Source organism: Yersinia pekkanenii, assembly GCF_001152565.1.
Taxonomy (GTDB): domain Bacteria; phylum Pseudomonadota; class Gammaproteobacteria; order Enterobacterales; family Enterobacteriaceae; genus Yersinia; species Yersinia pekkanenii.
The window spans coordinates 1-26,888 of record NZ_CQAZ01000028.1; the positions used below are offsets into that span (position 1 = coordinate 1).

Below are 26,888 nucleotides of genomic sequence, written 5' to 3' on the forward strand. Positions count from 1 at the left end.
GCCTAAACCCCCAATCCCCGCCAGCGAAATACCCACATATGACCACGTATGCGTTTTGCTGCGCGCAAAATTCGACAGAGTAAGGAGAACGCGATGAAAGACTATTCAGCAATGAGTGATTTTGAGATTAACAAGGCAGTGGCGTTCCACATCGGTCTGTGCACTGTAATCGATGCTGAGAACGGTGATTATAAACCTTGCAATTACCCCGCCGATGCATGGCCCATCATGCTTGAGCATGGCATTGGCATTGATTATGACGGTATGGTGTCTTGGCTACTCAGGCGAGAAGTGTCGCGACCTACTTCAGGCGGCAATCATTGGCAAGAAGGTGAATGGTCAATTTGTGGGAGGGTTGATTCCTCCGGAGAGAATAGTTTCTACCGAGCCAATGACCGGAACTCCCAACGCAATTCGTTCCGCTTACGTCAAGCACAGTAGCGGAGAACTTAGCAAGCTTCAGTTTTGGTCATACACGCAGGGACAGCACGCACTGATGGGTGATGACATCGACTGGTTTCACATCGATGAGGAGCCTGAAGACCAGACGATTTACCCGCAGGTACTAACGCGTACCGCAACAGGCGATCAGGGCCGTGGTGGTCGTGGAATCCTGACGTTTACGCCGGAGAACGGGCGCACTGAGTTAGTTATTAAATTGTTGGATGACCCAGCAGAATCTCAATTCTGTATGAATGTTGGTTGGAATGACGCACCTCATCTCACCGAAGAAACAAAAAAGAACCTTCTCGAATCCTATCCAGCCCATCAGCGCGACATGCGAACAAAAGGTATCCCAATGCTTGGACATGGGCGTATCTACGACTTCAGCGAGGACTTGATCACATGTGAACCATTCCCAATACCAAAGCATTACATGGTAATCGATGGTATGGATTTTGGCTGGGATCACCCGCAAAGCAGAATACAACTTGCAATAGATTTAGATAGTGAAACGTTTTACATAACCAAGGCGTGGAAGGCCAGCAAGACGTCACCCGCTGAAGCTTGGGGGGCAACCAAGTCATGGGCTAACAAAGTGCCTACGGCATGGCCCCAAGATGGATTGCAGACCGAGAAGGGTAGCGGATTACAACAGCGAGAATATTACAAGGATGCAGGATTTCAGATGTTACCTGATGCCGCTCAATGGCCCGATGGTTCCCGATCGGTTGAGCCTGGCTTATTCGAGCTGCACGACCTGATGAGTACCGGGCGATTCAAAGTGTTTTCCGGACTGCGTGATTGGTTTGAAGAATTTAACTTTTACCACCGCGACGAAAAAGGACGCATCGTTAAGAAGCGTGACGACTTGCTAGACGCCACCAGGTACGCCTACATGATGCGGAGATACGCTAAACGGTATGGTGACATTGGGGTCGTTAAAGAGAAAAAACTCCCCGCACCGATTAAACCAATTCAACGAAGAGGCAGATGATGGCCGATGATAATAAATTGCTGGCGATCCTGACCTCATTTGATCGGGATTGGACGGCAAGCGATGAGGCGCGGACTGAAGCGGCCAACGATTTATTCTTTAGTCGTGTGTCGCAATGGGATGACTGGTTATCTAATTACACAACGCTGCAGTATCGCGGACAGTTCGACATTGTTCGTCCAGTGGTTCGTAAGCTAGTTGCAGAGATGCGCCAGAATCCAATTGAAGTGATGTATAAGCCAAAGGATGGAGCCTCACCTGATGCCGCTGATATACTCATGGGAATGTATCGCACTGACATGCGACACAACTCAGCGAAGATTGCCGTTAACGTAGCAGTTCGTGAGCAGCTTGAGTGTGGTGTCGCAGCGTGGCGACTGGTTACCGACTACGAAGACCAAGACCCAACAAGCAATAACCAAGTTATCCGGCGCGTTCCGATTCATGAAGCATGTAACCATGTTATTTGGGACTGCAATAGCAAGATGATGGACAAGTCAGACGCTCGGCACGTCACACTGATTAATGCAATGAGCGTTGAAGGGTGGGAAGCATTCGCTGAAGAGGAAGGGATTGACCCGGATAATTACCCTGACTTTCAGAATCCCGATACTGATTGGGTATTCACCTGGTCAAACAAAGATGTTGTTTATGTCGGTGAGCACTACGAAGTAAAAGAAGAGAAAGAACGAGTATTCATCTACGAACAGCCTATTACCGGGCAGGTGGTCAGCTATTACAAGCGCGATATCAAAGACGTTATTGATGACTTAGCGGAATCCGGTTACATCAAAATTGGTGAGAAGAAGATAACGCGCCGCCGAGTGTATAAATACCTTGTGACCAACTCAGCATTGCTGAAAGGCCCGATTGATATCGCCGGTCAGCATCTTCCTATTGTTCCGGTATTCGGTGAGTGGTCATTCGTTGGCGATAAAGAAGTTTATGAAGGTGTTGTACGCCTTGCAAAAGACGGCCAGCGCTTACGCAACATGATAATGAGCTTCAACGCTGACATAGTTGCCCGATCTCCACGCAAGAAACCTATCTTCTGGCTTGAGCAGATCGCTGGCTATGAGCACATGTATGACTCAGAGGATGAGTACCCGTATTACCTAATGAACCGCACTGATGAGAACAGCGGTGATTTACCGGCACAGCCTATTGGCTATATCGATAACCCAGAAGTCCCGCAAGCTAACGCCTACATGCTTGAAGCTGCTACAGCGGCGGTGAAAGAGGTGGCAAGCCTTGGCGTTGGATCTGAGGCGGCCGGTAGTCAGGTCGCATTCGACACTATCAATCAACTCAACGCACGTTCAGACATGGAGACTTACGTATTTCTCGACAACTTGTCTACAGCTATGCGCCGCGATGGTGAGATTTACGCCTCGATTGTTAACGATATCTATGACGTTCCCCGCCAGGTGATGATGACTATGCCGGATGGCACCGAGAAGGATGTCGAAGTCCTTAATCAGGTTGTAGATTATCAAACCGGGCAAGTAGTGACGCTTAATGATGTTCGCGGGAGATATGAAACTTACACCGACACTGGCCCATCATTCCAAAGCATGAAGAGTCAGAACCGAGCAGAGATCCTTGACCTTATGGGCAAGGTTCAGCCCGGCACTCCAGAGTATCAAATGTTGCTGCTTCAATACTTCACCCTACTGGATGGTAAGGGTGTCGAGATGATGCGCGAATATGCCAACAAGCAGCTCGTAATGATGGGGCTGAAGAAACCAGAAACACCTGAAGAGGAGCAGATGGTTGCAGAGGCACAGCAGCAGCCGAAAGAGCCAAGCCCGGAAGACAAGCTCGCACAGGGCGCACTGTTAACTGGTCAGGCAGATTTGCAGAAAGCCATGAATGACGAGAAACGCATTCAAGTTGATGCAATGAAAGCACAAGCAGACATCCAACTCTCCAACGCCAAGATTGCCGAGATACTCGCATCAGTAGATCTCGATAAGCAGAAGGAAGTTAGAGAGATGCTGAAAGTGTTAGGACAGTTCCAGCAACAGCAGGGTGATAACGCCCGAGCTGATGTTGAGTTGCTTCTTAAGGGAGCAAACCAACCCCATACCCGCCGCATGGACGTAACCAATGCCATGCAGCAATCAAATCAACCTTCCGGCAGCGCAGCCGAGATTCCTCAATAAGAGAGAGCTAAACATGAGCACAACCACCGAAATTCAGGCTTCTGAAGAACAACTCCTGCCCGGCACTCAAGCGGCGGCATCCGCTGAGGGTTTGCCAGATGTTAATGCCAACGATGGCGCAGGTCAGGAAGAGGGCTTTGATGTCGTACTGAATGACGATGAGAAACCAAAACAAGACCCGGCAACTAACGCGCAATTTGCAGCTAAACGCCTGGAGCGCAAGCGTCAACGTGAGCTTGAGCAACAGATGGAGGCCGTTAATCGCGGAGAGGTGCCGGAGAACCTCCGCGTTAATGCCGAACTACCAAAGCAGCCAGATCCAAATGAGTTTCTCTCAGATGAGGCGCTGGCTAAATACGATTATGACCAGAATAAGGCGCTGGCGGCATTCAACGCTGCTAACACCGACTGGCAAATCAAAGCTATGGACGCTCGCAGTAACGCGGTAGCCGCTCAGGGTAAAAGGACACAGGAATTCACCAATCAGTCAGCTCAATACGTTCAGGCTGCAAGCAAGCACTACGACTCAGCAGAGAAGTTAAACCTGCCAGATTATCAGGAAAAAGAGGATGCATTCCGCGCATTAGTCCCACCCGGGCTTGATGTCGAGATCATGTCTCTCTTTCCTGAAAAATCGGCCGCCCTGTTTTATCACTTGGGGGCCAATCCCGAGAAAGTGCGCCAGCTTCTAGCTATGAACGGGCAGCAGGCAATGATTGAGCTTACCCGAACAGCAGATCGTTTAACTCTCAAGCCACGCGGTAAACAACGCTCCGAAGCTCCAGAGGCTGACACCGGAATAACCGGGTCTGTCACAGCGGCTAACGTCGATGCATTGCAAAAGCAAATCGATAAGGCCGCATCAGCGGGTAATACGGAGCTTTATCGCAAGCTAAAATCACAGCTTAAAGGAATTAAATAATGGCTCTTAATGAAGGTCAAGTAATCACGTATATGGTCGATGAAATCATCGAGACTATAGAAAATCTCACGCCGATGGCACAGCGCGTTGAGAAATATCAACCCCCAGGCAATGACATGCAGCGTTCTCAGAACACTGTATGGATGCCGCTAGAACAAGAAGCACCGACCCAAACCGGATGGGATTTGACTGGGCAGGCTACAGGAATTCTGGAGCTGTCTGTTAAGTGTAACCTTGGCGTGCCAGATAACGACTTCTTCTCGCTTCGTGCTGATGATCTGCGTGATGAGCGCTCCATTCGTCGTCGTACTCAAGCGTCAGGGAAGAAATTGGCAAACAACGTAGAGACAGCAATTGCCCAGCAAGCTGTTGATATGGGTTCTCTGGTTGTTACTAGCCCTGATGCAATCGGCACTGGCACTACTGGCTGGGATTTTGTGGCAGACGCTGAAGAGTTGATGTTCTCACGTGAGCTTAACCGTAGCGCTGGGCTGAGCTACTTTTTCAACCCAAAAGACTACAAAGGCGCAGGGCATGACTTGGCAAGCAAGGATTTCTTTGGTCGTATCCCCGAAGATGCTTACAAGTCAGGCACAATTCAGAAGCAAGTTGCAGGGTTTAATGATGTTCTGCGGTCGCCAAAACTGCCAACTCTCGCCGCATCTACGGCGACAGGGCTTACTGTAAATGGGGCGCAGTCATTTAAGCCCGAGGCATGGACGGCTGATGCAGATGGTAACCGCGAGAACGTGGATAACCGCACCGCTGTTGTTGTGTTGAGTGCTGGGACTGGACTGAAACGTGGCGATAAAATTTCGTTCGCTGGCGTTAAATTTTTGGCTCAAATGGCTAAAAACGTACTGACTCACGATGCAACGTTCACCGTTGTTGCTGTGAATGGCGCAAACGTAACTATCTCGCCTAAACCAATCGCATTGAGTGATGTGACTCTAACTCCAGAGCAAAGAGCATATGCAAACGTGAATACCACGCTGGCCGTAGCGATGGCGGTAAACATTCTGAATACCACGACCACGGCCACTAACGTGTTCTGGGCTGATGATTCTATCCGCTTGGTATCTCAGCCAATCCCGATTAGTCATGAGTTGTTCTCTGGTATGAAAACACAGAGTTTCAGCATTCCAGGCGTGGGCCTGAATGGTGTTGTGGCGTATCAGGGAGACATTAGCACGTTGGCTGGCAAGTGCCGTATCGCTCTTTGGTATGCAGCTTGTGCTGTACGCCCGGAAGCGATCGGTGTTGGGCTGGCAAATCAGGCATAACAAATAGGGGCTTCGGCCCCTTTCTTATTTGGAGTAAAAAATGACACATATGCTTTATAAGCCCGGTGGCGATACTAAAGTATGGGGAACGTTAGCCCATATTAAAATCGTTGAAGCTGATGAAATTGAACAACATATTGAAGATGGTTGGCTACCGGGAGAACTAAAAACGTTCTTGAACAACTTGACCGTGGCCTACCAAAAGCGGCACAGGTCGTACTTAATTCAATAGGTAACTCAACGTCAGGGGCCATTGTTGGCGCAACTGGAGGTGGCTTTGTGGGCGGCGCAGTGGGTGCCATTGCTGGTTCAGTGGCTAAGGGTGCAATAGAAAAACTGGCGACGTCACGAAGCGGAAGGTTTGCGATTGAAAAAGCAATACAACAAGCCGCAATAGCAGTAAAGCAGGGCGGTTCGCAAGCAGCATTACAAGCAGCAGAAAAGCGTTTTTTAAGCAATAAGGCAGCCGTTAAAGCAATAAAAGAAGCTGTTGGAAACACTGAATTTGAGAGAATGGTAAGGGCTGGCATTGTGGCAACTCTTAGCGGTATAAACGAATAGACACACCCGCTTCGGCGGGTTTTTTATTACCTAAAATCCGAACCACGCAGATTAACCACTGCGGGGATTACGCACGCCTGGAGAAACATAAATGCCTGACATTATACCAAATGTAGTAATAGGAATGCCGTCTCAACTATTCACGATGCCCCGCAAATTTGGCGCAGTATTTGGCGGTCGAATTTACATTGGACTCATCGACACAGATCCGACTATCCCATCTAATCAGATTCAGGTTTATCTTGAAAATGAAGACGGTAGCCTTGTGCCAATGGCGCAGCCAATCCTGATTAATGCCGGTGGCTTCCCAGTATATAACGGGCAAATAGCCAAGTTCGTGACAGTGCAGGGGCATAGCATGGCTGTGTACGACGCTCTTAACGTCCAGCAATTCTATTTCCCTAACGTGCTTAAGTACGACCCAGACCAGTTTAGGCAGTATCTTGACTCACAAGGCGGTGCTGTAACTGTAAACATGCTGGGCGAGCCGACAGGGGCCTCTTTGGTTGGAGTTCAGCCTCAAGGTAATTTAAGCCAGGCAATTAACTGGGTAACCCCGGAACAATTCGGCGCAATCGGTGACGGCACGGTACACCCGCTATCTGAGCGATACGCAACTCTTGCAGCCGCGCAGGCGGTGTATCCGCATGTTACTTCACTGAGCCAGACGATTGACTGGGCGGCGTGTCAAGGGGCAGAGAATTATGCTAGAGGGGTGTCGATAGTAAAATGTCCAACATATGCAAAGTATCATTTTGGTAGCACCGATTACTTAGAATTGGCAATAGATAGCAAATGGTATGGGACAAAACTAACGCAAACAGATAGACCATGCACAACAATGATCCGCACTGACCCAGTGGTACCGCCAGCTTTTGGTCAAGATTGTATTGTTCGGGTAAAAAATTCGGCGGCCGCTGGTAGTGCGGATGAGTTTGTTCGAGGCATTGTATTTGAGGGGTTTAAATTAACTCGTAACTTAGCGCGACGACCAAATGTGCGCGGCAAGAATAGCATAGGGTTACATCTAAATTTCGGCATGAAAGCCATCATTGATGTGACAATCAACGGCTGTGATTTTGGAGTGCTAGGTTATGGCTGCTGGGGAAGTACTGGCGTTGTTCGAATTGACTCATGCCACAAAGGCATTTATTTAGACGGGTGGAACTCAACGCCAGAAAATGCTGGGAGAGGCACTCTAACTAGTATTGATTGGCGCGTAGAGATCGACGTAAGTGTATTTCCAATTTACCTAGCGCAAACAACATATTCTAAATTTACGGGGTTCTATGAAGGGCTAAGAGATACATTTACTGATTTCTATAAAAAAGATATTGAAACAGCATGTGGCGTCACACTTGACTCCGAGTGTAGTAATGTGGATTTCTTTTTGGGAATCGAGGCGTTTCAAGGAACGCACCTGACCTGTGGATCAGGTAATAATATTACTTTGAATAACTTTTATTTCAATGATTATGCATACAATGGCACAACTGGCATTAATGGAGCTAAAGCACAGATTGATGGGCTGATGGGGAGGAGTACCCCTCAGATTTCATCTGCCTCACGTGCTTTTATATTCGCCCATGGTTTAAATAACAATATCACTGTTATTAACCCTACTTATTTTGGGGGGAATATCACTGATGACCCTGAGTATGTAAGATATTTTTATAATATAGCTACCGGTAATGCTATTTCAACAATCGGGGGGTACGTCTCTCTAGCCTCATTATTTAGTCTTACACGTGCGAGATTTAACTTATTCCGACCTTTAAATACACGAAATATATTAAGTGATTACTTCCCGTCTGGATACACACCAACTGGTGCTGATGTAGCTACACATAAGGCATGGCAAACTAAAGTTACCGGCGGTGGCGATGGCCGCGTAGCGCTAGATGCACCGTCTGGTTATAGGATTTTAGATTTTACGGCGCTAGTAATTGGCTCTACAACAAGCAGTCCAATGGTATTAGGTGTGCTTTCATCTACAGATTCACAGATACAATTACAGTCTAATGCAGGCGGGGTTACAGTGCAGTATAAACTAACAATACAGATCACTAAGTGAAAATTGTCAGCTCTAGCATGCTAGAGCTGACAATTGAGCTTTATATTGTTTTTATTTTTAAGCTTCCATCCCCTGACCATTCAACATGATAAACGCCTTTCCCGCCGTCAGGATAAATATCATAGAAAAACTTAGAGTTTCTATCCCAAAACTGCTTGTCTGGGTTGTAAACATACAGATATGAAACCCCCTTCAGGACATCATGAAGTGTTTTATCACACGTCCACTTATCAGCATTACTGTATTTTTCTCCCAGAGACCAGCACCAACTAAAGGGTTTATATGGCAGCATGTAATAATTAAATGCCACGGCAGTATACCCGTTTGTATTTTGGTCAATAATGTAAGCTCTTTCTCCATTGCTTATATTAAGTTTAATTAAATCTGTTGCTTTATTTATATCGCTTAAAATAGACATTTTTGATTTGTTTGGATAAATTCCTGATGACTGTTTTTTATACGATTCCGGGGAGGCAACTGTCATTGATATCAATATTATTGTTGGTATTATTAATGGTTTTAATTTTTCACCAGTGCTAACCAATACTCCTATTTGAGCAATAATAAAAATAGACCATGCCAAGATAAATGTAGATGAATATCTCTCAAATGAAGCTAACTTTAAGCTTTCATACTCAGTAAAGAAAGATATATAACACAGTAAAAGAAATGCTATATATGCAATTCCAAATATAAACATACCTAAATTTATGGTTGTAATTTTGTATCTTTCTGGTTTTTTATATAAGAAAGATACAATTATAGATATAACAAAAAGGCCAATCATGGTTTCAAACATTGATATTCTAAAGTATGAGATTGAGCTATGAATAAATGGAGTGTCAAAGAATCTCACATAAAATTCACTCAATGTACCTGCCACCTTTTCTTTTAAAGGTGATGTGTTAAACTCATTTATAGATGGTATTTTAGTATTTGATGGGTAATTTATGCTTGATACATATAATGACCATGATTTATATGTAACCAGAGAAACCACAAACAAAAACATAGTGTAGAGCATGTTTCTTTTTATATTTGAAAAGTTAACTCCATCACTAAATATTTTACATATGAAGTACAAGCAAACTACAAATAAAGAAAAAACCAAACCAATTTGTTTTATTATTATAAGGTTAGACGCGGCAATACATAGAAAAATAAAGTCAATTCTATCTTTTGCAGACATGGCTAATATTATTGTTGCAGCAAAGTATACTGCAATCAATTGATCTACATATATTGTAGAAAGGTCATAGCCAAGTATGTATATTAAAGGTATTAATGATAAAAACAGAATTAGTGACGTAAATTTATTTGTGAAATTTAACCTTGTCGCACTGAAGGCAAGGCATGATAGTATGAATATGCCATGAGATACAACAACCAATCTATCTGACCACTCATTAAAGAATAGTATATTATACTGCCATAGTTGTTGCGCTGGAGGGTAGTTTTTAAAGGCTGAGAGTGGTGTGGATTCGGTATATATTGAATCTTCTGCATGGATTAATTTGACGCTAGAACCCCAGAATGAAAACTCATCCCATCCAGTAAATATAAATCCGCTACGAACCAATATTGCTAGCAATATAAATGGGATAGAGAAAGAAGCGATGTACGCCGCTTCTTTATAGTTTAAACTAAACCCGCCCTTATATACTTGGTATATAAATAATACTACACCTAAAACGCATAGAGATATAACACCAATCTTAAGGTGACCAAACAAAGCAAAGCAATAAAGGAAGGTGATAGAAAAAGATATATAGTAAAATAATACTTCACTCCAGCGCCTACGGAGTGATAAAGACATGAATGAAGCATATCCAAAAAATGAAATGAATAGTGAAATTATCCCAAACATATAGTATCCATATTAAGAGCGTAAGGCCACGACGATTCCGACTACTATGAGTGTGACGCCGATAAAATATTGATGTGTAAATCGCTCACCCAAAAACATGTAACTACCGATGGGAACGATAACAAATGCTAGCGCCATTATCGGGTATGCCTTGCCTAGTTCAATTTTCTGCAATACCCACACCCATGCGATTGTTGTAATTCCGTATAATGAGAAGGCAAAAAATAGAATCACCAATACACCTGAAGAAAAAATACTGCCTGTTTTGTGCATCTCTGATGCGCTTAATTTAAATAAAATCTGACCGACAGCAATCCCTATAACGCATAGTAGTGCAACAAAATAAATCATCACTTGTACCTATTATGGAAAGGCCTTTTGGGAACATTATTAACATCATGTCCGATAAACGCCAGTATTAACTGTAGACCCAATATTATTGGCAGCCCAGATAACATGACGGTACCTGACGTTGCAGGGATATTTGTTACTATTGTATCTATCCAGTTAATCGCACCAACTATCACACCAAATAAAAAGAAAGAAAGCCCGATTGGAAGCTCTATTGATGCTAAGGACATATCACGGAGATAGTAGTTATAGAATACTCGCTTAAAAAAGTTTCGAGTATGCTTAAACAAGAAGTCGCCAACTATTCTTGAGATCTTTAAATTGCTTTCTTCATCTTCATATTTTGCTTCCATTGGTATATCTATCGCAACAGCTTTAATTATATTTAGTCTAAATAATATATCTGATTCAAAAAAATATCTTTTACTTATTTTATCTAGCGGCAGCTGCGATATAACTTCACAATGTATTGCAGTATATCCATTTGTTGGGTCAAATAAATCCCAATACCCTGACGATAACTTTGTCATGAATGAAAGAATGGCGTTGCCAAATAACCTTATTTTTGGCATTTTAGTTATCTTATCAAGATTAAAAAATCTATTCCCTTTTGTATAATCAGCATCACCGGCAATAATTGGGGCTATGAATTTTGGAATTAAATCCGGATCCATCTGACCGTCACCATCTATTTTTACAACTATATCCATGCCATCGGCTAATGCCGATATATAGCCATTCATTACCGCACCACCAACACCAAGATTGATGTTATTGTACAAAATTGTGACTCTGTCGTCAGTGTTATTCTCTTTTACAAAATTTCCCGATCCGTCCGGACAGCAATCATCAACTACATATATTTTATCAACACAATCTCCAATTCCATTCAGAACTCCAAGTATATGATTTTTAACTCTATATGATGGGATTACCACTGCGATTTTCATCTTTAACCTTTTTGTATGAAAAATTATTTCCCGAAACAAGTCTATCATCTGTAAATAAGACGATCAGCTATTGATTTAGTGTTGAGAGATTGGGGGGCATTAAGTGAGTTGAATGATGGGCAGGGATGCCGAATGATGCAGTGCCATATTAGTGACGCATCTATAGTGCCGAAGAAGTGTCAGTGATATGTCATTGTTAGCCACAATGTCACTTGTGAATGCAGATTGGGCCAGTGTTTACAATGAGTTATATATACTACGACGTTCTTTGAGTTTGTTGTGCATTGATCATTGCCTTATAAGGGATCTGTTGTGCGGTGCCTGTGGCAGTATCTGTTCTTTTGTTGGTTATATTCCAGGGTATAGATCCCGCGCCCTGATACAGTTGATACTGTAAATGATCGGTGCCGGAGATCAGTTTCATTTGTGGCCAAGGTGTTAAAAAATTATCTCCGTTTGTTATGTAGGTAGTAAAGGTTGCGTTTTTGGTGCAGGTTGCGGTGATAAATTGATTTACGGCAATAAATTGAGCCATTAGTGCATAGCTGCCAAAATTCACGTCGGGTGCGTTGTTTATAATACAGTCGTTTTTGACCTCTAATGTGACAGTCACTACTGAGGTTGCTGTTCCTTTGAATGGCCCACCCAGGCAGAGGCTAATAACTGAGGTAGCACATAAATCATAATCCCAGTTCAAGGTGATACTATCGGTATAAGTTCCAGCACTGACGTTAACGTTAATGGCGTTATTGCTGCCGGTACGGATATAAATAGGTAAGTTAGCTTTTATTTGTAGTAGCGTGACGGACAGTAGCCCGCTGCTGGCATAATTTATCACGCTATTTGCAACCACGGGATGAGTAAGACCAGCATCAGAATAGAGAGAGTAAGGAATCAGATCGCCGGCCGTATTTTTAAGATTAAAGCTATTGGTGGTTCCTGAGACTGTTGCGTTCAACACCGGAGAGGATAATAAACTCACGCCGGTTCCGATGCAAAGTAGCGCAGTCACACCGCTACTATTTTCTGGCAATGTATTGACATTAAAAGATGAATTTGATGGAAGTGTTATAGCAGCGGCGGAAAAGGTGCAGGCAGTGGCATTGTCTATAGATGATAACCATAATACAGACAACATTAATCCGTTAAAAAGCCATTGCGCCCCGAAGTTCTTGCTGGATATTGGTCTAAAGACTAATGTCATTAGCATTTCCTTATATACCATTAGCAGTTTATGGCGTCGCCCATAGTTGGATAGGGCAATTATTGGCATATCGCAGTGCCGGCATCTTGTATTCCTTTCGTATTTTTCAATCGGAACTGGCTGTAGCAATTTGTGCCGTTATCAGCACGTACGATCCTGATTTTATTCAGTTGAACGACTTGTTCAATATAAGCCATGCCATCCCACCCAACGTAACTTACCGGTGAACTGCCCGTGGTATAGATCGTACTGCCTTTTGGCAAGTATTTACCTGATTTATCGGTAAGTCGGATATTTGCTGCGGTAATTTGCTCAATGGGAAACTCAATTAAATAGCCACTGCGTTCGCTGATGGCTAATTGGCGCTCGACTGTAGGCAAAATGACATCCGCAGGTAAATTCATCGGGTCAATCTGAAATTTTGCCTGGTAATATGAGGAGACCGTCGGGATCAGTACATAACCGTTGGCGTCAGTTGCCCCAATCAATTGATTTTCGTAGCTGACCGGAATATCGCTAAATCCATTGGTTGAAACCAAAGCAAAAGCGTCGCTAATCATATTACTGGCATAAACGCCGCCATTCATCATAACTAATGAGCCGGTCAGCTCACCCCAACTATTGTAGTTATTGCTGTTGCCATATATTCCCGCGCGGCTTTCCATTATCCGTGTACGCCAAATAACATCGGCTTGCTGGTAGCTACTGTTTTCACTGTTACCGTTGGCATAAGCGAGATTCCACCCCAAACCACCATTAGACGGTGTTGCGCGGCCATAATTAACGCGTTGGAACCACTGATTATCAATATCGCGGGCTGTGCTGACGCTGGCAGATCCCCATTCACCCAGCGGGATATTCCATACCAATTGCGCATTGTAACCTTTGCTGCCCAGTTCACGGTTAAGCGAAAGGTAAAAACTGGTGTTATGGAATACTGAAGCGCTATAGCTGACGTTGACCAGCCGGGTTCGCTCCCCTAAAGCATCCCGGACATCAAAATAGCCTGAACCGAGAGTACCGAAGTTGCCAAGGCTGATACTCCCGGTGAGTTGATCGGTGCGTCGGCTCAAGCGAAAATCACTTTTATAATTAGCCAGGTCACCATAATTATCACTGCGGGTAATGCGTTGGGCATTCAGATTAAAGAATGAATTACTGTAGGTATATCCGAGTGAACGCTGATCCCCACGGCCGCCACGAGTGGAAATTGGCACCTGTAAGGTATTAATTGTTGTGTTATTAATATCGGCTATAGGCTTATCAATAACATCACTAAAAGCGTCATCGGAGGTACGACTCATACTGTAAGCACTGTTGAGCACGCCAAATAACCCCATGCGAAAACTTGTGCCTCCACCAACCACGCTCATTCCTCTGGCAACATCACCTCTGCCTTCTAATGTCAGCCAAGGAGTGGTGCCGTAACGAACGACACCACTGGCAACAGATTCAGCGTAATCGGCTGAACGAACAGCATAATTACGGCGTAAGGCACCCGCCGAAAAACTAAAATCCCACATGCCAGGTTTTAGCAATGAACTGGCAACATAAAAAGGAACGGAGGTGCTGATTTGCCTACCGAGAGCATCGGTAGTGACTATAGTGGCCTGACCGGCTCCATTAATGCGTGGGGCATTGTCGATAACAAATGGGCCGGGGTTAATATGGGTTGATTGTGTTCTGAAATTATCGATATACAGTTCTACGGTACTGGGCACCGCAGCCTGACCGGAAAATTGAGGCAGTGGATAAGTAATAAGGTCTGGGCGAATAGCAAAATTGCGTGCTATTTGAATACCACCGAGCCGTACTGCGCTGCTCCACGGTAAGGCACCAGTGATAAGATCCCCTGCGGTATAACGCAGCAGATGAGCTTCATCATTTCTTTGCCACTGGGTATCAAAACGAATATAACCGTCATCATTATCGCTACTGTCATTACCTGAAAAATTAGTGCGATAAACACCGGTATTACTGATCAGGCCAAAACGGTCAAAAATACGTTGCTCGGTCCAGGCAGCAACACTACCTGACTGTGAGATACCGCTGCTTTGAGTGGCATAAACATCATAGTTTAATAAAAATCCCAAACTGCTTTGTGCAAGATTGAAATCTTCTTTTATGGCAACGTTAATTTGTTGTTTTGGTAACCATTCACTGGGAACATTGATCAATAAACGTTGGTTTTCGCCATCATATTTCAATGTGACATTATCCATATTATCCACTGCAACTTCAGCGGGGGAGGGGTCGGCTATTGGCAGCCCAATTGCGCTTAACTGTGATGATGAAAGGTAGTAATGCCCACCGCGATAGATAACGGGGACTGCATCGCCAAAGTTACGGTCATTGACGACTAACTCAAGATATAACGTGCTATCGGGCATGGTTGCCATTGGTGGCGACGGCAAGTTATCCCCCCAAGCAGCACAGGGTATTAGGGCGGACAGCAGCATTGAGCCATACAGCGATGTTAATAATGGCGATAGCCTAAATCTGATAGTCATTCCAAACCCTAGGTTATTATTAAACACACCTCATTTTTATAAGCTGACGCATTATCGATGTGGGATAACTATTGGTTTGATTTCGTTATTAATGATGGCAGCTAATTCCCCGGTTCTGGCGGTTGAACTAATCGGGAAACTCATTTTTGAACCGGCTAATATATAACCCAGCAAACCTTTATTGATCTCTTTACCTTGCAGGGTTACCTGGGAAATACGTGCGTGAACCGCACTCTGATTATTAATGTTTAGCCACTGTTTACCATTCTCAGTGGCCAGGCTATAGCTGAGTTTGGTGGGCATAGTATTTGCTGCAGGTAGGGTATCCGATTTAATTAGTACGCCACTACCATAGACAAATAGAGGAACGGAATAGCGCATTTGAAATTTCAGCCCCAATTGTGCGGCAGATGCCGGATTCTTATCATTTGGATCCTGGCGAGGTATTTCATCAATTAATATCCGGTACGCCTGTTCTTGTCCTGCGGGAACCTGCGTATTTTTGACTAAACGAATCAGTTGGCGCTTACCCGGTTGGATGGTGGCTACCGGTGGGCTGGCAATTATTCTTGACTGAGAAGTGTAATCGTCCTGAGTGTTGACCTGTTGCCAACCCAATACCCGTATTTGCATATAAATAGGTTGGCTGTCTTTATTTTCTAACCATAATGCGGTGGCTTTATCACTGTCGGAAATTATCGGGTCAATGGGCCATATCAGAACTGAGGCCGCAGCATACAGTTGAGCGCTGGTCAGTGTGGTACAAAGCAATACAGTTCGAGTGAGCAGATTAAATGTTGTCATCGTGAAATCTCCCGCGGCATCATGCCTGTAATCAATAAGTGACTGTGACTAATAAAGTATCGGTATAAAGTCCTGCAGTTGGTTGTGTGCTACTGGCAAACAATTGCGCATATAAAATGACGTATTGCACCGTGCCATTGGTGGCAACCAACTGTGTTGTTCCCCCGTTGCTGCCATTCCCCCATATAAGCGTTCGGGCGGAGTCTTGATATATTTGATACAGCAAGTATTCACCTGTTGAGCTGTTGAGTAAGCGCCTGCCCGCCGTGATGCTACCTGAGGTATTGGCCCCGGAATTAAGCGCCAGTGTGACGCTGGGGTTGCCGCTGCACTGTATGGTGATTGTTCCTGAATTGAGGCCGGATATCGCATTAGTGACGTTTGCCAACGAAGCAATATTGCCAAAATCTAATGTGCCAAAGTTACTGGTATCAGTAATTCCTCCACCAAGGCTACAGCCGCTAAGCACGGTCGCATTGACAGTGAAAGTCTGTGACACTGGGGAGGTAGATGCATGGGCCATCGGCATGCTAAGTACTGAAATAAGCAGGGCGCTGGTGAGGCTATAGTGAGAAACGGCAAATTTCACGGTCAGCATCCTCCATCATGTTTACCAATTCACCGTGACTTGAACAGTGTCGGTATAAGTCCCTACCGCAGGTGTGGGCTGCGCGAAAACCAGGCCATAAACCGGTATGACGACAACGTGCCCGCTAGCCACCTGAGACACACCGGTCAGGTTGTCCCAAATTTGGCTATGTGCGGCATCGGTATACAGATTGTAATTAACATGTTGGCCTGAGGGGCCGCCAGCCAGATAACGGCTGGCAGTGCTACCACTTTGTCCACCATTCAGTAACACGTGGAAGGTGGTGCCTTTACTGCATTGGATTGAAATTGCTCCGTTACTTGCCTGCCCAGCCACTGCAATGGCGCGGGTTAACGCTACGGTGGAGCCAAAATTCAAGGTGCCAAAACTGTTGGTATTAACAATGGTGCCCGCCGTGCAGGTGGGCAATAACGTGGCAGTTACTGCGATATTGGCATTTTTTGTTACCGCATCAGCGCTATCTACTGGCAGCAGCAAGCAGCAAGTTATTACCAGATTAAGCACTTGATGATAGCAACCTACCATTACCAGGTAACGGCAACGGTGACGGTATCAGTATAAGTCCCAACGAGAGGGGTGGTTTGAATGGGAACCTGTGCGTAGATGATGAGGGGAATTGCCGTGCTCAGTCCAGCACCTGTCCCGCTTTGCGTCCCGGTTGTTGGGGTTGAGTCCCATGGTTGAGCCATAGCGCTGTCTTTATACAGGTTGTAATTAACGAATGCTGACGTTCCTCCTGTTAGCCGGCGTTGCCCTGAATTGTTATGCAGCCCATTATCTATCGAGATGGTATAAGGGGTGTTATTACTGCAATATAAACTGAGCGATCCGTCAGTTGTCCCACTGAATGTTACATTACGTGGAGCAGTTAGGTCGCTCACCGAACCGAAGTTTATCGTTCCCAGATTACTCATGTTTCCAGTACTGGTGCCATCATTGACATAGCAACCGGTAGTGATGATGAGTGTTGCTGCTATTGCACCAGTAGCGGTACCCGCATTTGCCACAGGAGCGACCTGTAATACCGTCATGGCACCGATAATAAGTAAGGTTTTCTTCATTGTTTCTTCCTTAATCATATAATTTGCAGCCAAGTAATCTGGAACCGAGTGACGCCAATAACGTAGCGAAACTGATGCTTGAGTCACTAATTATTAAATTTTCTATCCATTTAATTAATAGCAGCAAGATTAAGAAAGTGTAAAATTAATTAATAAAAATCTCATCAGTCTAATTTTTATCATTTATTGTCATTTATATTGGCGAAAATATAAAAATAGGCTACCCATACGTTAAAGAAAAACTGATGTTTTATGCCGCGAATTTTTAATGTGAATCGATAAGGATTAATGTTTACTGTGGCTGATGTGGGGCGGGCGCATTTATTTTAAGGCGTTACGGCGTGCTAGCGGTTATCAGGGCAGCTCACTGTGAGCTACCCTGATGATTAATTAAAAACGAGGGATCGCGGTACCCCAATTACGCCAATCTTTAGGTTCTTCAGGGTTAAGCAAGAAGTGCTGATTCACGCTAGCTTTTGGTGCCAGTGGCGTGGTCGGTGGGGTAGCGAAAGCAATACCTCCCCGGATAAACTGCTGGAAGGTGCCGCTTTTCACCACACCGCCGGTCAAGCCGAATTCAAGGTTATAACCGGATGCCAGCCAGAACACACTGTTTTGCCGGACCAACGGCTGGAACTTCTGGCTGATGCGTATCGATACCTGCACCCGATCAGACATCGCACCAAGATTAAATCCAGTCACCGTACCCACCTCAAGCCCACGGAACAGAACCGGCGTACCCACCTGCAACGATCCCGCTTCTACAGTATCCAAAATGAGACTAAGGCCATCAAGATAGCGGGAATCTGTAATGGTGGCGGTTTGCAGCTCAAAAGTACGTAAGGTGCCGCCTTTGCCTGGCTCTACATTAATGTAGGGTTGGAACAAGGTATCCAGATTATTGACCCCTGCGGCGGAGATCTCCGGTGAGACAATGGAGAAACGGGTGCCGGCACGGGCAAAGCTTTGCACATATTCCGGATACAGTACCGCCTTGGCTAACACTTCGTTGCGTTCAGGTGCCAGTTTGAGTGATTCGACCTGACCAATATTGATACCCAGATAGCGAATTGGCATGCCTGCTGCCAGTTTACTGGCATCAAAAGTGCGCAATATAATCTGGCTGCCGACCGCACGAGCGGCGGTTTCATTACCATAGAGAGTCCGTTTAGCCCCTTTATCCAGAGTGACACCTTCCAGATTATCAAAGCTAATAGCGCCTTTTAGTGCACGATTAAGCGGAGATGCCTGCACAGTTAGACCACTGCCGTTCAGTTGTACTTTCGCGCCGCCCTCGGCCCAAAAAATACTTTTATCGGTTAGCAGATTACGATATTCAGGCTGAATATAGACGTCCACTTCAAACTCATTGGCTTTTGGTCTGATATGGATAATTTCACCGACCTGAAACTTGCGATACAGCACGACTGAACCGGTTTGCACATCCGGCAAACTGGTGGCGGTTAAGCTCAAGGTGGTGGCAGGGGAGTTACCTAAGATGCCATCGGTGGCTTTGGCCACGCTGCTATAAAGCGGATACTTACTCAGGGCATCACCTTTGCCGCCCGGTAATAGTAAAATACCGCCCTCAATCCACTCTTGTGCACTGGCTCCCTGAATGTCAATGCCATCAATTCCAAGCTTCACATCCAGACGACTGTTAACCACAAACTTACTGTCTCTATGCACCAGATTGCGGTATTTCGCATCAATTGCCGCCGTGAAGGTGACACCATTTGCTGACAACTCACGGGTTAAAACCTGACCAATGTTAACACCATGCAGTGAGATCGGCTGACCAACATCAATACCATAGCTTTGGGGGGCAGTTAACTGTAATTCAAGCACGTTGGGCTGCTGTAACAGGCTTTTACTGCTCGGCAGAACTGTAAAGTGTTTTTGTGGCTCACCTTCACCAGGGATTAGCTCCAATGTATTACCGGTCAAAAGCTCACTCAGATTGGCATTATTCAAGCTGACCCGTGGACTGTTCATTTCAATGCGGCTACCGGTGCGCATTAAATCCACTACTGACGGGTCAATGGTGAGTTCGCCGGTCACTTTACTGTCCGGTTGCAGTGTCATTTTAGTCAGGGTACCCACTTGTAATCCCTGATAAATCAGTGGCGTTCGCCCCTCACTGAGACTATTTCCGCCAGGTAAATCCAACATAATGGCGACACCGCGTTGGCTATGGGCTAAATCGGGGTAAAGCTGGAAGGGTTGATCTGGCTTCGCATTCTGGCTGTTATGTGGGGAGTCAAAGGCGATAGCCCCGTTGACCAATGCCGCCAGGCTTTCCATTTGCACGGAGGCACCACTTAGGCTGAAATCCCCTTTAAAACCAGAGACATTCCAGAAGCGGGTATCATTTTTTACCAGTTTGGCGAAGCGACGGTCAATCAGTACATCAATGACCACACCGTTATTATCAGGCGCAATATTGTAATCATAAACTTTACCTACCGGGATCTTGCGGTAGTAAACCAGAGAACCGTTATTGAGGGACCCTAAATCGGGGGCATGGAGATGCACCATCAGTTCGCCGGTATTCAGACGAAACTTGGGCTGGGTATCCAACGCGGTAAAGTGGTTCTGCGGTTTACCTTCTCCCGGCATCATCCCGATATAATTACCACCAACCAGAGCATCCAACCCAGAAACCCCGGCCAACGAGGCCTTAGGTGTGACCAACCAGAACTGGGTACCTTCCCGTAGTGAGTCTTTCATATCATTTTTGATACTGGCAGTGACTTTAATATTACGCAAGTCATCATCCAGACTGATGGATTGCACCATCCCAACGTCGACTCCTTGATAGCGAATCGGGGTGCGCCCAGCCACAATCCCGGCAGCAGATTGGAAATCAATGGTGACTTCAGTTCCACGCTCCTGCCAGTTGTTATAAACCAGCCAACCTGCAATCAGCAGGGCAATAAAAGGTAGCAACCAGAAAGGCGATATCCGGCGTTTATGTTTAATTTGTGCCTCAGTCGGTGTACTCGGCGTTTCCTGTTGCATGTGCATCCCAAATCAACCGGCTGTCCAGCCATTCAACAGCAAGGATAGTCAAAATAACCGCAGACCCAAAATAGAAGGCTGCCGGCCCCATAGTGAAGGAAAGTAGCTGATCGCGATTAATCAGCGACATCATTAACGCAATAACAAAGAGGTCCAACATCGACCAACGGCCAATCCAGGTAATCAGTCGCAGCAAACGCATGCGGGTTTTCAGGCTGTGTTGCGTTTTAAGGTGAATACTGAGCAACAAGGTGATCAACACAATGATTTTGGTAAAGGGAACCAACACGCTGGCGATAAATACCACCGCAGCAATAGGCAGGTTACCCGATGAGGCCAACGACACCACGCCGGAGAAAATGGTATCTTCCATTCGGGTACCGTTGGCATAAACAATAGATATGGGTAACAGGTTAGCAGGCAATAGCAGCACTATCGAGGCGATTAACGCCGCCCAGGTTTTTTGGATGCTGTGGCGGCGGCGATGGCGCAAAGGGGTATGGCAGCGCGGGCAGCGCCCATGCGCATCGCAGTGGCCGGTATAATGGCATGACAGGCAAACGCGTAGCGTTTCCCGTGGGCCTGTGGGCTGCTCCTGCGGATAAAACCGCGCCCATAATTGTTCCAGATTCAGATGCACCAGCGTCAGAATACTGAGTAATGTCAGGGCGAGGTAGGCTATCAAACCGCTACCGGGCATCACATCAGCGTATTCTTTGACCTTAATACAGGCCACTGCCATGCCGATAAGGTAGATATCCAGCATCACCCATTCTTTCAACCGTTCCAGCATTAGCAGTATTGGGCGTAGGTTCATGCCAATTCGGCTGCCGATACGCAGATAAAGAATAGAAACAGTGAGCGTGATTGGTGCTCCGAGAATACAAAATGCCACCATACTGGCGGTGATTGGGTGGCCCTGATTGCTCATCTGCCAGATACCTTCCAGCAGACTGGCATCAATACGTGTGCCGAGCAGGCGAATGGTGATTAGCGGCTCAGTAAAAGCAAAAGGCATCAGTAGCAGCATGGCGACAGCCAGGGCGGTCAGGCGAGTCAGCGACCAATCGCGGCCACTGGTGATTTTTGCACTGCAACGTGGGCAATACGCGGTTTGTCTACTATTAAGCGGCGGTAAGGTAAACAGCGCATCGCACTGGCAGCATCGCTGAAGCCGTGCGCTGGAGAGGGGCCGTTGAATGGCATGTACCTTCATATTATAAAACCCTGACACCGACACCGGTTTATAAAGAATAGCGCGGATGTTAGCAGAGCAATGGGGCAAAACAAGAGGCAAAACGGGGCAAACTCCCAATGCGGATAACTCTTTTGTATCGCCGCCACTGAATAATCTTGTCGCAAATGGCATTTAATGATTACTTTATATAAGCTAAGCGAAACTATTGCCTCTGGCTATTCTTAGGTTTCTAACGGTCATTACATGAAAAAAGCAGAATTCTACGCGGAATTAAAACGTGATTTGAGTGCTCTGATTGCCGGTGAAACCAATTTCATCGCCACCTTGGCTAACGCCAGCGCCTTATTTTATGAGCGCCTTGAGGGCGTGAATTGGGCTGGATTTTACTTGATTGATGGTGAGCAATTGGTGCTGGGTCCTTTTCAGGGGAAAATCGCCTGTGTGCGTATTCCGATTGGAAAAGGCGTGTGTGGAACTGCCGTGGCAGAAAACCGCGTTCAGCGGGTCGGAGATGTACATGCATTCCCCGGTCATATTGCTTGTGACGCAGCAAGTCATGCTGAAATTGTGCTGCCAATCACTGTTAAGGGTAAAATCCTCGGCGTTTTGGATATCGACAGCATTGTTTATGATCGCTTTGATAAAGACGACGAATTGGGCTTAACATCAGTCGTGGCACGGCTTTGCGAGCATCTTCAACTCTGTGATAGCGCAAAATATGTCACACAGACTGCAAGTTGATATACGGATAACGTGGCAATTGCTGATGGCGTCATTATAATGACGCCTGTTCATGCCTGCGCTGGTTGGCAAACCCGTTGTAATCAGGAAATTTCATGGAAAATCAACCTAAGTTGAACAGTAGTAAAGAAGTCATAGCCTTTTTGGCTGAGCGGTTCCCGCTTTGCTTCACCGCCGAAGGCGAAGCACGTCCACTGAAGATCGGTATTTTTCAAGATCTGGTGGAGCGTGTTCAGGGGGAAGAGAATTTAAGCAAAACGCAATTGCGTTCTGCGCTACGTCTCTACACCTCAAGCTGGCGTTATCTTTATGGGGTCAAAGTCGGTGCTGAACGTGTTGATTTGGATGGTAACCCTTGTGGGGTGCTGGAAGAGCAACATGTAGAACATGCCCGCAAACAGCTGGAAGAGGCGAAAGCCCGCGTTCAAGCACAACGTGCTGAACAACAAGCTAAAAAACGCGAAGCTGCCATTGCTGCGGGTGAAACCCCAGAGCCACGTCGCCCACGTCCGGCAGGTAAAAAACCTGCGCCGCGTCGTGAAGCGGGTGTTGCTGTGGAAAACCGCAAGCCTCGTCAGTCACCTAGCCCACAGCAGGCTAATCAAAAACAGGCTCGGCCACCTCGTCCACCGGCCGAGGAAAACCAGCCACGCCCTGTGCCGGTCACAGATATCTCTAAACTGCAAATTGGTCAAGAAATCAAAGTCAGAGCAGGCAAGAGCGCGATGGATGCAACCGTATTAGAAATCGCTAAAGATGGCGTACGGGTGCAGTTATCTTCCGGTCTGGCGATGATTGTGCGCGCAGAACACTTGCAGTTCTGATACGGAGGCCAACCTAGGCATGAACAAATTTGTCAGACTAGCAGCAATAGCAGGCTTGTTACTGGCGGGGGCGAGTTACGCAGCCGATACGACGTATCGCATTGATCAACTTCCTCAACTGCGTCAGGAACCAGAGCATGCAACTGTGAGTGAGCGCGTAACATCGCGCTTCACTCGCTCTCACTATCGTCAATTTGCATTAGACGATCAGTTTTCAGCCAAAATATTTGATCGCTACCTCAACATGCTGGATTACAGCCATAACGTGTTGTTAGCATCAGATGTGGCACAGTTCACGGATAAAAAGCATTCGCTGGACGATGAGTTAAAATCAGGTCAGCTAGACACGCCTTTTGCTTTATTCAATCTGGCGCAAAAGCGCCGTTTTGAGCGCTATCAATATGCATTGTCAGTATTGGATAGGCCCATGGTCTTTACCGGTAATGACACCATTGATATTGATCGCGGCAAAGCGCCTTGGCCTACCAGTGAAGCCGAGCTGAACAAGCTTTGGGACGCAAAAGTTAAATACGATCAGCTCAATTTGAAATTAGCCGGTAAAACGGATAAAGAAATCAAAGAGACGCTGACGAAACGCTATCAGGCTGCCATTAAACGTTTAACGCAGAGTAATAGCGAAGACGTTTTACAACTGATCATGAATGCGTTTGCTCACGAGATTGACCCACATACCAATTACCTTTCTCCGCGTAATACTGAACAATTCAACACCGAGATGAGCCTATCTCTGGAAGGTATTGGTGCAGTCTTGCAAATGGATGATGATTACACATTAATCAACTCTATGGTTCCAGGCGGTCCCGCGGCGAAAAGTAAAACTATCGCCGTAGGTGATCGAGTGATTGGTGTTGGTCAAACCGGTAAGCCGATGGTTGATGTGATTGGCTGGCGTCTTGATGACGTGGTTGCGCTAATCAAAGGGCCGAAGGGCAGTAAAGTACGGTTGGAAATTTTACCTGCGGGTAAAGGGACCAAGCCTCGTACCGTCACCTTGACTCGTGAGCGTATTCGCCTGGAAGACCGTGCGGTGAAAATGTCGGTGAAAACCCTCGGCAAAGAGCGTGTCGGTGTATTGGATATTCCTGGTTTCTATGTTGGCCTGACCGAAGACGTTAAGGTGCAATTGCAGAAACTGGAGAAAGAGAATGTCAGCAGTATTATCATTGATTTGCGCAGTAACGGTGGCGGAGCATTAACCGAAGCGGTGTCGCTGTCCGGTTTGTTTATTCCGAGTGGCCCCGTGGTTCAGGTGAGTGATAACAACGGCAAAGTGCGTGAAGACAGTGATACCGACGGTGTGGTGTACTACAAAGGCCCGCTGGTGGTATTGGTTGACCGCTACAGTGCATCTGCTTCTGAGATCTTTGCCGCCGCAATGCAGGACTATGGCCGCGCATTAATTGTGGGTGAACCAACCTTTGGTAAAGGTACGGTTCAGCAGTATCGTTCTTTGAATCGTATTTACGATCAAATGCTGCGCCCTGAATGGCCGGCATTGGGCTCACTGCAATATACTATCCAGAAATTCTATCGGGTAGATGGCGGCAGTACTCAGCGTAAAGGGGTCACGCCGGACATCGTGATGCCAACGGGCGTTGATCCGGCAGAAACCGGTGAAAGTTTCGAAGATAACGCCCTACCTTGGGACAGCATTAATGCTGCCAGCTACACCAAAACCGAGGATCTGAAACCGCTGGAACCTGAGCTGTTAAAAAATCATGCAGCACGTATCGCCGCTGATCCTGAGTTCCAGCATATTCAACAAGATATTGAACGTTATAAGGCTTTAAAAGAGAAGCGCAACATTGTCTCTCTAAATTACGCTCAGCGTGAAAAAGAGAACCATGATGATGATGCCACACGTTTGGCCCGCTTAAATGAGCGTTTTAAACGTGAGGGTAAAAAGCCACTGGCGTCATTGGACGATTTGCCAAAAGACTATCAGGAGCCAGACCCTTATCTGGATGAAACGGTTCATATTGCGTTGGATTTAGCGCATAAGCAAAAAGTACAGCCACAGGTTGCACCACAACCGGTAACACCTGCTGCGACAGCAAATGCCGCTAAGTAATTTCGCGGATAATATGAAGAGTCCGGGTTCTGCTGAATCCGGATTTTTTTTACGATTTTTTCATCGCAAGGTTTATCGGTTGGCGAAAAAATAGCAAAATATGTAATGAAAAGTATCCAAATTTGTAAAGTTATGTTGATTTTCTCTGTTAGAACTTAACAAGCCTTGAAAATTTATCAGATGCCCATACGATCAGCGTATCTCGACAGTATTTGGCTAAGTCATTATTCAGGGTTATGACAATCTTGGCTTAACACCCTATCGACTTAATACAATAAGGAAATAAATTTTTATGATGCGTATCGCTCTGTTCCTACTCACCAACCTGGCTGTTATGTTGGTGTTCGGGTTGGTACTAAGCCTGACAGGTATCCAGTCCAGCAGCGTGCAAGGGTTGATGATCATGGCCGGTCTGTTTGGTTTCGGTGGCGCATTTGTTTCGTTGCTGATGTCCAAATGGATGGCTCTGCGTTCAGTAGGTGGTGAAGTTATTGAGCAACCACGTAATGAAACTGAGCGCTGGTTGCTGGAGACTGTACGTCGTCAATCTCAGCAGGCAGGCATTGCCATGCCACAAGTTGCTATTTATCAGGCTCCGGATATTAACGCTTTTGCCACTGGAGCGCGCCGCGATGCTTCGTTGGTGGCGGTCAGTACCGGTTTGTTGCAGAACATGAGCCGCGACGAGGCAGAAGCTGTCATTGCTCATGAAATCAGTCACGTAGCCAATGGTGACATGGTCACTATGACGTTGATTCAAGGGGTTGTGAATACCTTTGTTATCTTCGTCTCACGCTTGATTGCACAAATTGTTGCCGGATTTTTGTCGGGTGATCGTGATAATGAAAGCAGCAGTGCCGGTAACCCGATGGTCTACTTTGCGGTATCAATGGTATTGGAATTGGTGTTTGGTATTTTGGCCAGCATTATCACTATGTGGTTCTCACGCCATCGTGAATTCCATGCTGATGCCGGCTCAGCGAGATTGGTGGGGCGTGAGAAGATGATCGCCGCATTGCAACGGCTGAAAACCAGCTATGAGCCACAGGAAGCTGGCGGCATGATGGCTTTCTGTATTAACGGTAAATCTAAATCATTCAGCGAGCTGTTTATGTCCCATCCGCCGTTGGACAAACGTATTGAAGCTTTGCGTTCGGGTGAATACATGAAATAACCGTTTTAATCGAACAACCCCGCTTTTAGCGGGGTTTT

General features: G+C 46.0%; 22 protein-coding genes and 1 pseudogene. 12 read left to right on the plus strand and 11 right to left on the minus strand.

Annotated features, from left to right (window positions below):
* Positions 1-93: 93 nt before the first annotated feature.
* The 8 genes and pseudogenes from AEP37_RS27275 to AEP37_RS14490 all read left to right on the plus strand — a co-directional run bounded on the left by AEP37_RS27275 (position 94) and on the right by AEP37_RS14490 (position 8,443).
* The gene (locus tag AEP37_RS27275; RefSeq protein ID WP_244880797.1) at positions 94-441 is read left to right on the plus strand and encodes a DUF2591 domain-containing protein; all 348 of its coding nucleotides are present in this window, start codon (positions 94-96) and stop codon (positions 439-441) included.
* Positions 392-1,438, plus strand: coding sequence for a phage terminase large subunit family protein (locus AEP37_RS14460; RefSeq protein ID WP_235801384.1), 1,047 nt, complete (start codon positions 392-394; stop codon positions 1,436-1,438). Before AEP37_RS27275 ends, AEP37_RS14460 begins: the two co-directional genes overlap by 50 nt.
* Positions 1,438-3,603, plus strand: a complete 2,166-nt coding sequence (locus tag AEP37_RS14465; RefSeq protein ID WP_049613995.1) for a portal protein — start codon at positions 1,438-1,440, stop codon at positions 3,601-3,603. The genes AEP37_RS14460 and AEP37_RS14465 overlap by 1 nt, the downstream gene beginning before the upstream one ends.
* 13 nt (positions 3,604-3,616) lie before the next feature.
* On the plus strand, positions 3,617-4,525 hold the full coding sequence (locus tag AEP37_RS14470; protein ID WP_049613996.1) for a scaffolding protein: 909 nt from the start codon (positions 3,617-3,619) through the stop codon (positions 4,523-4,525).
* Complete coding sequence (locus tag AEP37_RS14475) at positions 4,525-5,808, plus strand: P22 phage major capsid protein family protein (protein WP_049613997.1); 1,284 nt, start codon at positions 4,525-4,527, stop codon at positions 5,806-5,808. The genes AEP37_RS14470 and AEP37_RS14475 overlap by 1 nt, the downstream gene beginning before the upstream one ends.
* Positions 5,809-5,848: 40 nt before the next feature.
* Positions 5,849-6,040, plus strand: coding sequence for a hypothetical protein (locus AEP37_RS27730; protein WP_049613998.1), 192 nt, complete (start codon positions 5,849-5,851; stop codon positions 6,038-6,040).
* A pseudogene (locus tag AEP37_RS27735) lies at positions 5,962-6,369 on the plus strand (DNA transfer protein); the annotation flags it as partial. The gene AEP37_RS27730 and the pseudogene AEP37_RS27735, both read left to right, overlap by 79 nt.
* A gap of 91 nt (positions 6,370-6,460) precedes the next feature.
* On the plus strand, positions 6,461-8,443 hold the full coding sequence (locus AEP37_RS14490) for a phage head-binding domain-containing protein (protein WP_049614000.1): 1,983 nt from the start codon (positions 6,461-6,463) through the stop codon (positions 8,441-8,443).
* Positions 8,444-8,483: 40 nt separating this feature from the next.
* On the opposite strand, the gene AEP37_RS14495 is transcribed toward AEP37_RS14490, so the two are convergent.
* The 11 genes from AEP37_RS14495 to yebS all read right to left on the minus strand — a co-directional run bounded on the left by AEP37_RS14495 (position 8,484) and on the right by yebS (position 22,037).
* Positions 8,484-10,310 carry a hypothetical protein gene (locus AEP37_RS14495; RefSeq protein WP_049614001.1) on the minus strand — a complete coding sequence of 609 codons (1,827 nt, stop codon included), beginning with the start codon at positions 10,308-10,310 and terminating at the stop codon, positions 8,484-8,486.
* Positions 10,311-10,322: 12 nt separating this feature from the next.
* A complete protein-coding gene (locus AEP37_RS14500) occupies positions 10,323-10,661 on the minus strand; it encodes an EamA family transporter (protein ID WP_038635975.1) in 339 nt (112 codons plus the stop codon).
* Complete coding sequence (locus AEP37_RS14505; protein WP_050691916.1) at positions 10,661-11,611, minus strand: glycosyltransferase family 2 protein; 951 nt, start codon at positions 11,609-11,611, stop codon at positions 10,661-10,663. Before AEP37_RS14505 ends, AEP37_RS14500 begins: the two co-directional genes overlap by 1 nt.
* 256 nt (positions 11,612-11,867) lie before the next feature.
* The gene (locus tag AEP37_RS14510) at positions 11,868-12,815 is read right to left on the minus strand and encodes a Csu type fimbrial protein (RefSeq protein WP_049614003.1); all 948 of its coding nucleotides are present in this window, start codon (positions 12,813-12,815) and stop codon (positions 11,868-11,870) included.
* A 59-nt stretch (positions 12,816-12,874) separates the two neighbouring features.
* Complete coding sequence (locus AEP37_RS14515) at positions 12,875-15,325, minus strand: fimbria/pilus outer membrane usher protein (protein ID WP_049614004.1); 2,451 nt, start codon at positions 15,323-15,325, stop codon at positions 12,875-12,877.
* 51 nt (positions 15,326-15,376) lie between these two features.
* The gene (locus tag AEP37_RS14520; protein WP_049614005.1) at positions 15,377-16,129 is read right to left on the minus strand and encodes a fimbrial biogenesis chaperone; all 753 of its coding nucleotides are present in this window, start codon (positions 16,127-16,129) and stop codon (positions 15,377-15,379) included.
* Positions 16,130-16,160: 31 nt separating this feature from the next.
* Positions 16,161-16,658, minus strand: coding sequence for a Csu type fimbrial protein (locus AEP37_RS14525; RefSeq protein ID WP_408068335.1), 498 nt, complete (start codon positions 16,656-16,658; stop codon positions 16,161-16,163).
* Positions 16,659-16,739: 81 nt separating this feature from the next.
* Positions 16,740-17,243 (minus strand): Csu type fimbrial protein, encoded by a 504-nt coding sequence (locus tag AEP37_RS14530; RefSeq protein WP_049614042.1) that lies wholly within the window; start codon positions 17,241-17,243, stop codon positions 16,740-16,742.
* 20 nt (positions 17,244-17,263) lie between these two features.
* Positions 17,264-17,800: a Csu type fimbrial protein gene (locus AEP37_RS14535; RefSeq protein ID WP_049614007.1), complete on the minus strand. Its 537-nt coding sequence runs from the start codon at positions 17,798-17,800 to the stop codon at positions 17,264-17,266.
* Between the two features lie 390 nt (positions 17,801-18,190).
* A complete protein-coding gene (locus AEP37_RS14540; RefSeq protein ID WP_049614008.1) occupies positions 18,191-20,821 on the minus strand; it encodes a PqiB family protein in 2,631 nt (876 codons plus the stop codon).
* Positions 20,790-22,037 (minus strand): membrane integrity lipid transport subunit YebS, encoded by a 1,248-nt coding sequence (gene yebS, locus AEP37_RS14545; RefSeq protein WP_049614009.1) that lies wholly within the window; start codon positions 22,035-22,037, stop codon positions 20,790-20,792. The genes AEP37_RS14540 and yebS overlap by 32 nt, the downstream gene beginning before the upstream one ends.
* A 225-nt stretch (positions 22,038-22,262) precedes the next feature.
* Here yebS and AEP37_RS14550 point away from each other — a divergent pair, with 225 nt between their 5' ends.
* From AEP37_RS14550 to htpX, 4 genes are all read left to right on the plus strand, one after another.
* The gene (locus AEP37_RS14550) at positions 22,263-22,760 is read left to right on the plus strand and encodes a GAF domain-containing protein (RefSeq protein WP_049614010.1); all 498 of its coding nucleotides are present in this window, start codon (positions 22,263-22,265) and stop codon (positions 22,758-22,760) included.
* Between the two features lie 95 nt (positions 22,761-22,855).
* The gene (gene proQ / locus AEP37_RS14555) at positions 22,856-23,584 is read left to right on the plus strand and encodes an RNA chaperone ProQ (protein ID WP_049614011.1); all 729 of its coding nucleotides are present in this window, start codon (positions 22,856-22,858) and stop codon (positions 23,582-23,584) included.
* A gap of 19 nt (positions 23,585-23,603) precedes the next feature.
* A complete protein-coding gene (gene prc, locus AEP37_RS14560) occupies positions 23,604-25,676 on the plus strand; it encodes a carboxy terminal-processing peptidase (RefSeq protein ID WP_049614012.1) in 2,073 nt (690 codons plus the stop codon).
* A 292-nt stretch (positions 25,677-25,968) separates the two neighbouring features.
* Positions 25,969-26,850 carry a protease HtpX gene (gene htpX / locus AEP37_RS14565; protein ID WP_049614013.1) on the plus strand — a complete coding sequence of 294 codons (882 nt, stop codon included), beginning with the start codon at positions 25,969-25,971 and terminating at the stop codon, positions 26,848-26,850.
* Positions 26,851-26,888 lie beyond the last annotated feature (38 nt).

What these genes read in the sequence shown, in the direction of transcription:
- AEP37_RS27275 (WP_244880797.1), top strand. Translation starts at nt 94, where the DNA reads ATGAAAGACTATTCAGCAATGAGTGATTTTGAGATTAACAAGGCAGTG.
- AEP37_RS14460 (WP_235801384.1), top strand. Translation starts at nt 392, where the DNA reads ATGACCGGAACTCCCAACGCAATTCGTTCCGCTTACGTCAAGCACAGT.
- AEP37_RS14465 (WP_049613995.1), top strand. Translation starts at nt 1,438, where the DNA reads ATGGCCGATGATAATAAATTGCTGGCGATCCTGACCTCATTTGATCGG.
- AEP37_RS14470 (WP_049613996.1), top strand. Translation starts at nt 3,617, where the DNA reads ATGAGCACAACCACCGAAATTCAGGCTTCTGAAGAACAACTCCTGCCC.
- AEP37_RS14475 (WP_049613997.1), top strand. Translation starts at nt 4,525, where the DNA reads ATGGCTCTTAATGAAGGTCAAGTAATCACGTATATGGTCGATGAAATC.
- AEP37_RS27730 (WP_049613998.1), top strand. Translation starts at nt 5,849, where the DNA reads ATGACACATATGCTTTATAAGCCCGGTGGCGATACTAAAGTATGGGGA.
- AEP37_RS14490 (WP_049614000.1), top strand. Translation starts at nt 6,461, where the DNA reads ATGCCTGACATTATACCAAATGTAGTAATAGGAATGCCGTCTCAACTA.
- AEP37_RS14495 (WP_049614001.1), bottom strand. Translation starts at nt 10,310, where the DNA reads ATGTTTGGGATAATTTCACTATTCATTTCATTTTTTGGATATGCTTCA.
- AEP37_RS14500 (WP_038635975.1), bottom strand. Translation starts at nt 10,661, where the DNA reads ATGATTTATTTTGTTGCACTACTATGCGTTATAGGGATTGCTGTCGGT.
- AEP37_RS14505 (WP_050691916.1), bottom strand. Translation starts at nt 11,611, where the DNA reads ATGAAAATCGCAGTGGTAATCCCATCATATAGAGTTAAAAATCATATA.
- AEP37_RS14510 (WP_049614003.1), bottom strand. Translation starts at nt 12,815, where the DNA reads ATGACATTAGTCTTTAGACCAATATCCAGCAAGAACTTCGGGGCGCAA.
- AEP37_RS14515 (WP_049614004.1), bottom strand. Translation starts at nt 15,325, where the DNA reads ATGACTATCAGATTTAGGCTATCGCCATTATTAACATCGCTGTATGGC.
- AEP37_RS14520 (WP_049614005.1), bottom strand. Translation starts at nt 16,129, where the DNA reads ATGACAACATTTAATCTGCTCACTCGAACTGTATTGCTTTGTACCACA.
- AEP37_RS14525 (WP_408068335.1), bottom strand. Translation starts at nt 16,658, where the DNA reads ATGCCGATGGCCCATGCATCTACCTCCCCAGTGTCACAGACTTTCACT.
- AEP37_RS14535 (WP_049614007.1), bottom strand. Translation starts at nt 17,800, where the DNA reads ATGAAGAAAACCTTACTTATTATCGGTGCCATGACGGTATTACAGGTC.
- AEP37_RS14540 (WP_049614008.1), bottom strand. Translation starts at nt 20,821, where the DNA reads ATGCAACAGGAAACGCCGAGTACACCGACTGAGGCACAAATTAAACAT.
- yebS (WP_049614009.1), bottom strand. Translation starts at nt 22,037, where the DNA reads ATGAAGGTACATGCCATTCAACGGCCCCTCTCCAGCGCACGGCTTCAG.
- AEP37_RS14550 (WP_049614010.1), top strand. Translation starts at nt 22,263, where the DNA reads ATGAAAAAAGCAGAATTCTACGCGGAATTAAAACGTGATTTGAGTGCT.
- proQ (WP_049614011.1), top strand. Translation starts at nt 22,856, where the DNA reads ATGGAAAATCAACCTAAGTTGAACAGTAGTAAAGAAGTCATAGCCTTT.
- prc (WP_049614012.1), top strand. Translation starts at nt 23,604, where the DNA reads ATGAACAAATTTGTCAGACTAGCAGCAATAGCAGGCTTGTTACTGGCG.
- htpX (WP_049614013.1), top strand. Translation starts at nt 25,969, where the DNA reads ATGATGCGTATCGCTCTGTTCCTACTCACCAACCTGGCTGTTATGTTG.